The following is a 6,950-nucleotide window of genomic DNA, read 5'->3' as shown; positions in this document are numbered from 1 at the left end:
GCTATCAAAGTCTTGCAGAATACCACAAAGATATAGACGCGATTGTGGTTCAATTCATCAATACCACAGATTTTAATGGTTATGAATGGAACTTATCGGAAATTACAATAAACCGAATTGTAAAAATCATTAGAAAGAAAAACTAGCCACAATCGAGCAGACAGATAATGCGCTATTGACCGCCACCCTGCCGCCCCCATGCTCGCGAAGCATTGCAGACCAAAGATAGACATGACAAGAATAAGCTCCGTAGCAGTAGGAACAGACACTCCTAGTACAAAAAAAAATTATGTATCGATAGTCTCCTGACATGAATTCTAGCCTATTCCCCTCAAAATAGGCAGATAAATTCTTTTTACCTGCTGCAAGTTTCTTTCCCCGACAAATTATTACTGTAAAATATCAAATTGCTTGCTTTGGAGATTATTGTTTTGTAGCTTCACATAGTGAAAATAGTTAAGCGTTAATTGCCGACCAATATAACGCGATAAACACACTTTTTAAAAGCACAACGGAATTAAACGCTATGGCGTTTATGAACTAGTTGTGCTTCATGCCAAAAAAAACAAACCTACAAATAAAATAGTACTAAATGATACATTTTGAACCGACTAGAAACAAAGTTTTCTTTGGAAATACAGATAAGTTATCTGATTGGATAGCTGAAGACTTAGAACAAGGTAAAATTATTGATAAAATCAAGTTGATGCTCAAAAACTACCTTGAGTTGGATAATGTAAATTTTCTGTTTGGCTCAGGAACGTCCATTCATTTAGGTGCTGTAGCAATACGAAATTTCCCTAAGGAAGTGGAAGAGTATTTAGAAGAAAAAGATAAAACAGAAAAAGGGATATATAAAGAATTCATATCTACTGTTAAGAATTTGCAAGTAGATTTATTCAAATATGGTAAAGACAACCTAATTGAAGGTGCCGAACATCAAAGCTTTAAAGATGAACGTGGTTGAAAATTTGATATTTTTGATGATGATACTGTACGAGATAGTGAAAATGATGAAATTGCAATTGAATATGAGAAAATATTAAATTATTTAATAGCAAAAGATTACGTTTTAACAGAGGATAAAAGTACAGAAAGAGAAGACAAAATAGGTGAACTCATAATTGCCATAAAAGAAGGGCTTTTTAATGTTTGCAACCTAGAAAACAGACCTGTTTCCCAAACAATAATCGATAGAAAAAAAGCAAGTCAATTTCCAAAAGACAATGCTCAAGGTGAACTCCTTGAATCTAAAAGCAAATATATTTTTCATGAAAAATTCATAAAGGCACTACTTCAAAGACCACTAAATTTGAGGCGAGCAAATATCTTTACAGCAAATTATGATTTAGCATTTGAATATGCTTTTGATAAGCTTGGTGTTCATTATATAGATGGTTTTTCTGGATTTCATAAAAGATTCTTTAAGCCAGAAACATTTGAATACGATATTTTCTATCCAGGTTCAACGACTTCGGGTAAAGTTCAACGAATCGAAAAGGTAGTACGTTATTATAAATTGCACGGCTCATTATCTTGGGTGAATTCTGATTTAAGAGATTCTAACAACCTTTATGGAATTGAAGAGAAATCGTTAGAATTAATCGAGTCTTTAAAGAAAAAAGGAGAAATTATTATCTATCCCTCTGCTGTTAAAAAGTCATATACTCTTGATTTACCCTACTCAGAACTTTTCAGACAATTTGCTTCGACCATAACTCAATCCCAATCAGTGCTTGTTACAGTTGGATATTCATTTGGAGACGACCATTTTAATGACATTATCTATCAAGCATTATCAAACCCAACGTTTACACTAATTGTCATTGATTTTCAAGGTACACGAAACGAATACATAGACAATTTAAAAGAACTTAATGACCCTAGAATAATTATACTTGAAGGAGAATTCTTTGGGGACTTTCTGACTTTTTCAGATACTCTAATGCCTAACTTCAACAACGTTGACAATAACGAAAAAGTTGCAAATACCTTGAACGAGTTATTAAGCACTAAAGCTTCTAAACTTGCACCAACTAAAGAAACTGAATAATGAGCGAAAGAAGCATAGGTAAAGTAATTTCAGTTGATAGTTTCAGAGCATATATTCGTCTTGATGATGACTTAAAAAGCCTTTATAAAAGTGGGTATGAAGATATATTTGAAGTTGCCAGAATTAATTCTTACGTAATTATTCCCATAGGTTCAGACAGAATTGTCGCAATGGTTACAAGTGTCCGGGCAATTGATGAAACGGAACTCGGGAAAAACACAGAAGCAATATTTTTAACTAAATCCGCAAGGTATTTAGTTGCAACAATGATTGGAACAATTGAGAATAGTGGAAAATATATACAAGGAGTTTACAATTATCCTATTCTAGACAATCCTGTTTGGTATGTAACAAGCCAAGATTTGGACAGTATTTTTGACCAAAAGAAAAACTCAGAAGAAATTAATTTTGAAGATGATTTTTATTTACCCATCGGGACATCTCCTTCTTTTTCTGATTATAAAATTAAGATAAATCCTGACAAATTTTTCGGAAAACATGCAGCGATATTAGGTAATACTGGCTCGGGAAAATCCTGCACAGTTGCATCGATAATTCAAAGTATGTTTGATTTTAACTATAATGGTAAAAAGTTAAAAAATGCTCATATCATTATATTTGACACGAATGGAGAATATAAACAAGCCTTTCAGGGAACAAAAGAAAACCCATACAAGAACCTGGAATTAGTTAACCCATTTCATATAGATAAAAATGGAATGAAAGTTCCGTTTTGGTTTATGAATTTTGCTGACTTTGATTATCTATTTGAACCAACCTCTGGTACACAAGCCCCTATTTTTAAAAGAGCATTAGGTCTAGCAAAGAATCAAACAGTTGCCTCCGTTAAGAAATTAATTCCACAAGCATTTTTGTCAAAATTGGAATCTATTTCAAGTGCTTGTGATGCAAATGATTTTAAAATAAAAAACTTAATTTGGGATGATATTGAAAGCTTTGGTGTAGAACTAAAAGCTTTAGATACTGATTTTGATAAAAATGGACTTCTTGATGCATTGAGAGCTTTATGTGAGGCTAAGAAAGCATTGTCCAAACCAAATAAGTATGTTGAAGGATATTTAAGTACTGCAGTTCTGACCACCTGCTCCCAAGCTGTTAGAAAGCAATTGTCATTATATAATGCATCTGTTAGAGATTTTGAAGTGGCGGAGGAGCGCAATATTGATCTGCCGTTATTTTTTGACTTTAATAAATTGTTGCAACAATTTTTTGATGAAGCAATTTGCGAACAGGAGAGCTCTAATTCAAAATTACGGGAATATGTTTCAACTTTAAGGTTACGACTTCAATCTTATTTAGGTGATGAAAGAATTTCACAACCTCTTCTTTTAACTCAAACAGAAAAAATCACAAGTGCTTTGGCAAAATTCATTTCTTTCATTCTAGGAGATTTTTGTAAAGTATATAAGACTGAACATACAGATATATATACTGATTTTTATAAAGACCAATTAGATAAAGAAGAAATTGAAAAACTTGTTGCCGATAAACCAAGTCAAGTAACAATTATTGACATGTCATTGTTACCTTATGAAGTACTAGAAACCATTACAGGTTTAATAGGTAGGCTTATTTTGGACTTTGTTTCTCGTTTTCCCGAAATTGACAGAGGAAAACTACCAATGGTAATTGCACTGGAAGAGGCACAAAATTATATTCCAGAGAAGAATCGTGATGATAGAGAATCAATAGCTAAAAAGGTATTTGAGCGAATTGCTAGAGAGGGGCGTAAATATGGAATTTCATTACTCGTTTCAAGTCAACGTCCTTCCGAATTATCAAAAACAGTATTATCGCAATGCAACTCTTTTATTATTCATAGACTTCAAAATCCAGAAGACCAAAAGTATGTTAGACAATTAGTTTCTGCTGCGAATGAGGATATTTTACAACAACTACCAATTTTACCGCAACAACATGTTGTAATTATGGGTGATGCAGTAAGGACACCTGTTCAGGCTAGAATGAATACGGCAACCCCAAGACCTAATAGTAATAATCCTAAATTCATAGAAAATTGGACTATGGAATTGCCAAAAGACTTTCCCAACTATGAAAAAATTGCAGAAGCTTGGGAGAAGGGTGAGAAATACAAACCTACAGAACCTGATGTTGAACAAAAAGAATAAAGCACGAAAGCACAACACGTGCTCATACATCATATCTTTGCCGCAGGCGCAACACAAAGCTACGCTTCATAGCACCACCGTTGGCGATTAAATGAACGCAAGACCTAAATCCGAAAAACAATAAAAACTAAAATATGGCTATACCAAGTTTTAACTACATACTCTATCCCTTACTACAAAACATTGGTAAACATGGAGAAGTCAATTTAAATATTTCAACCGAAGAGCTTGAAGATTTTTTTAAGTTAACTGAGGTAGAAAGAAAGCAATTACTTCCAAGTGGGAATGCAATAATTTTTAAAAATAGAGTTCGATTTGCAAGACTTCATTTAATCAAAGCAGGTTTAATAGAATCAAAACAGCGAGGATTTGTAAATATAACTGACGCTGGTAAAAAAGTACTCAAAGAGAACCCGAACTTTAATAATGTTAAATATTTAGATAAGTTTCCAAACTATTTAGCTTTCAAATCAAAACTCAAGAAAAACCAAGATGAGAAAAAGAAATCCCAAAACGGGGAACAGAAAAATACTTCAGAAATAACTCATGTTGACGAACAGACAAATGAAGAATCATTTGAATTTGCCTATGAAAAGCTTAAAGAGGAAACAAGTATCGAATTAAAAGATAAATTAGATAATTGCACATGGGATTTCTTTGAAAAACTTGTGATTGACCTTTTATTAAGAATGGGATATGGAGGATCTCGAAAAGATGCAGGAAAGGCATTTGCTAAAACTAATGATGAAGGAATAGATGGAATTATTAAAGAAGACAAGTTAGGCCTTGATATCATATATGTGCAAGCAAAGAAATGGGATAGCGACAGAACAGTAAGTAGACCAGAGATTCAAAAATTCGCAGGTGCTTTGCAAGGTCAGAGAGCCAAAAAAGGTGTATTTATTACGACCGCTAAATTTACTAAAGGAGCTATAGAATACACAAAAATTATAGATACGAAAATCGTATTAATCGATGGAGATGAATTAGTTGAATTAATGATGCAAAATAATCTGGGAGTTTCAACGGTTTCAACTTATGACGTAAAAAAAATCGATTCAGATTATTTTATTGAAGAATAAAACAGCCTATAGTCGAGTAAGCCTTTGCTAATACAAGCTCATACTCTGCAAAATAGACAAAAACTACACAGTCTGCCGGCAGCTTGCATCATTCAGACTAGCCACTCTTTTCTACTTTCTGGTGGATGCAGATGACCTGGGACTATGTAGCAAAAAAAAAGGGGAAGCTTCGCGGTCTCCCCCTTCTTCCTATATCTTTTTTGCTGATGGATCAGAGCACGAGCATTTCATTTTTTACCAGTAGCAATTTGGTCTCCTTCAGTAAGCTTTCCTCCTGCTTTACAAAAGCCATAATCTTCTCTTCCCTATCGATTATTTCCATCACCTGCGGATGACGAAAGTGCAGCGATTCTGCATGTCCCCACTGAATGGCAGCACCATTCAGGTAGCCTTTGCTCACATTAAAATTCAAGACCTGATACAGGTCGAAAGCCTTGGCCCTTTTCAGGATTTCCCGATCGAAAGCCGGCGCATGCAACTTCTTCCAAAAGGAGTGCCCCTTTGCTTTCTGTCCGTGCTCAAAATAGATTCTTAATGTCACAAAATCCTTCATTCCTTCCTCCTTTTGTCCGTCACATCAGAAAGCTGCAAGCCCTTCTCTGTCATAAAATTGCTATTCTTCGGACTCCCAATAATCTGAGAAGTATAAACCCCCGAATGACCTGAGAACAGGTAGGCTGTGCTACAGGCCAGGGCGATAAAAACACCCGCTTCCATCCCAAACAGCTCAATGCCCATAATGGTACAGGCAATGGGCGTGTTGGTTGCTCCGGCAAAAACGGCCACAAAGCCCATTCCTGCCAGCATGCTCATGGGCAGAGGGATGAACCACACCAGCACATTCCCCAAAGCGGCACCAATGTAGAATAGAGGCGTTACCTCTCCCCCCTTAAAACCGGCTCCCAGTGTAAAGGAGGTAAAGAGCAGCTTCAGTATAAAATCGTAGGAATTCAAATCAATATGGAAAGCATCAACAATGGTGGGCACCCCCAGACCAATGTATTTGGTAGTTCCCGTAAGGTAAATGGCCAGCGCCAAGGCCACCCCCCCCACTACCGGACGAAGCGGTGGATACTTAATCAACTTGCTAAACAAGTGACTCCAAAAATGGGTCGATTTAGAGAAGAGCATGGCTACCAATCCAAAAATGATGCCCGCCAGCAAAGCCCACAAAAGATTCACAGGAGTCATCTCGGCCACCGAAGAAATGGAGTAATGAGTATGCGAGATGTTCCAGAATTCGCAGAAATAGTTCGAGAAAACAGCCGCTAAAAAGCTGGGCACAATGGCTTCCATTCGGATTCTCCCCACCACCATCACCTCGAGGGCAAAAATACCACCTGCCAGTGGAGTGCCAAAAACCGAAGCAAAACCAGCACTGATACCGGCAATCAAAACAATTTTTCTATCGCTTTCGGATAGATGAAAAACTTTGGTAAAGCGATCGGCAATAGCGCCACCAATCTGAACCGCCGTTCCCTCTCGTCCGGCCGAGCCCCCGAAAAAATGGGTGAGAATGGTTCCAAACAGCACCAGGGGCGCCATCCGAAAAGGAATCACTTTTTTAGGCGAATGAAATTCTTCCAGCAGTAAATTGTTCCCCTTCACCACACTGTTTCCGTACAAATGGTAGGACAAGCCGATGATAAAACCACCCACCGGCAG

At 36.5% G+C, this 6,950-nt stretch carries 6 protein-coding genes; 4 read left to right on the top strand and 2 right to left on the bottom strand.

Annotation, left to right across the window (positions count from 1 at the left end; translation table 11 throughout):
- Nucleotides 1–592: 592 nt before the first annotated feature.
- The 4 genes from ABYT26_RS17215 (at nt 593) to ABYT26_RS17200 (ending at nt 5,285) form a co-directional block, all read left to right on the top strand.
- The gene (locus ABYT26_RS17215) at nt 593–967 is read left to right on the top strand and encodes a hypothetical protein (protein ID WP_372756192.1); all 375 of its coding nucleotides are present in this window, start codon (nt 593–595) and stop codon (nt 965–967) included.
- A gap of 345 nt (nt 968–1,312) precedes the next feature.
- Complete coding sequence (locus ABYT26_RS17210; protein WP_372756191.1) at nt 1,313–2,053, top strand: SIR2 family protein; 741 nt, start codon at nt 1,313–1,315, stop codon at nt 2,051–2,053.
- Nucleotides 2,053–4,203: an ATP-binding protein gene (locus ABYT26_RS17205; RefSeq protein WP_372756189.1), complete on the top strand. Its 2,151-nt coding sequence runs from the start codon at nt 2,053–2,055 to the stop codon at nt 4,201–4,203. Before ABYT26_RS17210 ends, ABYT26_RS17205 begins: the two co-directional genes overlap by 1 nt.
- A gap of 134 nt (nt 4,204–4,337) precedes the next feature.
- A complete protein-coding gene (locus ABYT26_RS17200; protein WP_372756187.1) occupies nt 4,338–5,285 on the top strand; it encodes a restriction endonuclease in 948 nt (315 codons plus the stop codon).
- A gap of 211 nt (nt 5,286–5,496) precedes the next feature.
- Here ABYT26_RS17200 and ABYT26_RS17195 read toward each other — a convergent pair whose 3' ends face one another.
- Nucleotides 5,497–5,838, bottom strand: a complete 342-nt coding sequence (locus ABYT26_RS17195; protein WP_372756185.1) for a DUF190 domain-containing protein — start codon at nt 5,836–5,838, stop codon at nt 5,497–5,499.
- The coding region (locus ABYT26_RS17190) for a voltage-gated chloride channel family protein (RefSeq protein WP_372756183.1) at nt 5,835–6,950 on the bottom strand (1,116 nt) is incomplete at its 5' end. The genes ABYT26_RS17190 and ABYT26_RS17195, both read right to left, overlap by 4 nt.

Origin of the sequence: Labilibaculum sp. (genome assembly GCF_041595635.1) — a bacterium.
GTDB lineage: Bacteria > Bacteroidota > Bacteroidia > Bacteroidales > Marinifilaceae > Labilibaculum.
This window is presented reverse-complemented; position numbering and strand designations above follow the sequence as displayed.